Raw genomic sequence first — 2,549 nt, 5'->3', positions numbered from 1 at the left:
GGCATCATTGACAGGTCGACTTTCCAGAGAGCTAACATGTTGGTAAGCCGAATTGCCCAGTACCAAAGCAAACCGTTTAGTAGGCATCGAAGCAAGTTCATTGATGAACTGCGGCTCTTGTTCCGTTCCGGCTTCACGTGCTGATTCCTTGGTTTCATTTACTACCTGATTGATCAGTGTCGTCCAGCTAGCTGGTTCACCATCCTTTTTTTTATCGTCATTAATTACTTTTTGAAAGGCATTTCGCCAGGCCAGATTCATCCATCCGCCTGTTTGATTGGAATAACTAAATTGACCTCGTTTGCAACTAGAAACTAATAGTCCTCCTTGTGTAGCCCTGAATAATTTCTGTATTCGTTGTGTATCATAGAGAATAGAGGTCTTCTTATCCACCGGGTTCGCTAAACCAGTCGGACTAAACATATCAGATTGACTGCCAGACTTGGTTCTGGCAATATGATCCATGTTACTGGCTTCTCCAATTACAATAGTCATGCGGGCATTCAGCCCCTGTAGCTTTCTGTACACATTCAGCAGGCTCATCGAATTGTTTTCAATGTCTAAACCAGTATTGAAAATCAGGGAAGGGTAATCGTTTTGCCGATTATTAAAGCCGTGTCCAGCAAAATAGAAGAATATGACATCATCGGCTTCGGGTTTGAGAGCGGTAAGGATTCTATTGAGATTCGCCAGCCGAAAATTTGCCCCAATGTGCCCCGATACTGACAAGGCAAGTCCAGCCTGTTTGGCAATAACGGGAGCCAGATCCTGGGTTAAATAGTTATATGTTTTGCGATTGGGTGAGCCAATATTGGGATCGTCGGTATCAGCAAATACGATGAAGTGCAATGTTTGAGCCCGCAAAGGGTAGGAAAGCATCCCAATCAAACTATAAATAAGTAGACAAATAAGGGGCTTAATTTTCATTTTTTTTGACTAGTTTGGAATACAAAGAATTATCTAATCGCTCAGCAGTAAAATTGTAAAGTTTGTCCCTCTGTTCAGTAACGGTTGTGTTCTGGAACGCCAGCCCAACCTCCAACCTTGCTAGGGACAACGGAACAAACTCACCAACGGCTTAGCTCACCAATCTGGAGGAAAAGTCCAACTTCCTGACCTGAGAAACGACACGAACGCCGAAGTTGGCCGCCACTGTTTTCTGCTACCCAACCAACCGCATCGGCAGTCTTTCCGCCCGAATTCAAATACCCCTGGCTTTGAAGACTTTCCCGAGCCGCGTACTCCCATTGCGCTTCCGTGGGCAACTTTATTTAAATTCTAATTTGAATCACCAAAATGAGACTATTTTTATAGTAGTAAACTAAATTTTATAGCCATTTTCCTCAAATCTAACCATCTATGGAATGGTTTCCCAAAAGGTTATCAAGGCAAAAAAAGATTTTTGTTAGCCATATTTAATTAGGGTGAGTTGACAATTAGGTAAATATCGGGCCGGTTTGCAACTTTGTTTATGAGACGTTATGAAATTACGGATGGAGTATGTTTTTAGGGCTGCCGAATACGATTCATTAAAAACCGATGAAGTAGTTAAACTAAAAAGTCATTTGGAAGCCGGGGCTACCACCCAAGCGGAATTCAATCTTTTCTATTGAATGTTTTCACTGCCAATGGCCCGCATTTCACTCTATCTAATCATACTACTTTTCCCGATTGCCTGTCATAAAGCAGACCAACCGGTTCCGGATTCAAGCCTGCCCACCCGAGACGCCAACATGGCTCTCGGTAACCCCAGCAACGCCAGCACTTCGCAGGAAAACAATTACCTCATCGAGAGGCCATCGTACACGCTGAGCTACAACCGCAGCACCGGTATTGCTAACTGGTGTTCCTGGCATCTGTCGAAAGCCTGGAAGGGATCGGTCAATCGGTACAACGGCATTTTCATTCCGGATCAGACATTACCAACGGGCTGGTACCAGGTCAGGCACGACGATTATACCCTGAGCGGATTTGACCGGGGCCACCTCTGCCCGTCGGATGATCGGGATTCCACCGCCGAGGAAAACCGCACCACATTCTTTATGACCAACATAGTACCCCAGGCTCCCAGGCTCAACCGGGAAAACTGGAATCAGTTGGAAGGTTACACGCGGAAACTGATCGGTGATGGCAACGAAACGTATATTATTGCCGGTACTTTCGGCAAAGGCGGCACCGGTGACAACGGCACCGCCAGCACCATCGCAGGCGGCAAAGTGACCGTTCCAGCGGCTATGTGGAAGGTGATCGTCGTCTTACCGGTAGGAAGTGACGACCTTAGCCGGATCAGCGCTCAGACTCGGGTTATTGCCGTTTGGATACCTAACTCCAATGCGGCCGGTGATCAACCTTGGGATAATTACCGCGTTAGCGTTGATGAAATCGAGAGCCAAACAGGGTATGACCTGCTGTCCAATGTGCCGGATGCAATTGAGTCAGTGATTGAGAAGCAGGCAGACAAGGTTACGGTGCAGGAAGTGGAGATGTATCCGGTTTGGTGACGGATTATCTATAAACTCCCGGTTCAATAACCCGTTAACAGAGCCAGT

Annotated in this window: 3 protein-coding genes; 1 reads left to right on the top strand and 2 read right to left on the bottom strand. The window is 46.3% G+C overall.

Going from position 1 to position 2,549, the window contains the following annotated elements:
• Both EHT25_RS00045 and EHT25_RS33575 read right to left on the bottom strand, forming a co-directional pair.
• Nucleotides 1–927 (bottom strand): caspase family protein (locus EHT25_RS00045; protein ID WP_148095864.1); only part of this gene is annotated, 927 nt, incomplete at its 3' end.
• A 140-nt stretch (nt 928–1,067) separates the two neighbouring features.
• A complete protein-coding gene (locus tag EHT25_RS33575) occupies nt 1,068–1,265 on the bottom strand; it encodes a hypothetical protein (protein ID WP_510186263.1) in 198 nt (65 codons plus the stop codon).
• Nucleotides 1,266–1,613: 348 nt separating this feature from the next.
• Here EHT25_RS33575 and EHT25_RS00035 point away from each other — a divergent pair, with 348 nt between their 5' ends.
• On the top strand, nt 1,614–2,501 hold the full coding sequence (locus EHT25_RS00035) for a DNA/RNA non-specific endonuclease (RefSeq protein ID WP_185731235.1): 888 nt from the start codon (nt 1,614–1,616) through the stop codon (nt 2,499–2,501).
• The last annotated feature ends 48 nt before the right edge of the window (nt 2,502–2,549 follow it).

The sequence above is a fragment of the Larkinella rosea genome, assembly GCF_003858635.1.
GTDB lineage: Bacteria > Bacteroidota > Bacteroidia > Cytophagales > Spirosomataceae > Larkinella > Larkinella rosea.
Note: the sequence above shows the minus strand (reverse complement) of the source record. Positions and strands in the feature narration are given on the sequence as shown.

What these genes read in the sequence shown, in the direction of transcription:
- EHT25_RS00035 (WP_185731235.1), top strand. Translation starts at nt 1,614, where the DNA reads ATGTTTTCACTGCCAATGGCCCGCATTTCACTCTATCTAATCATACTA.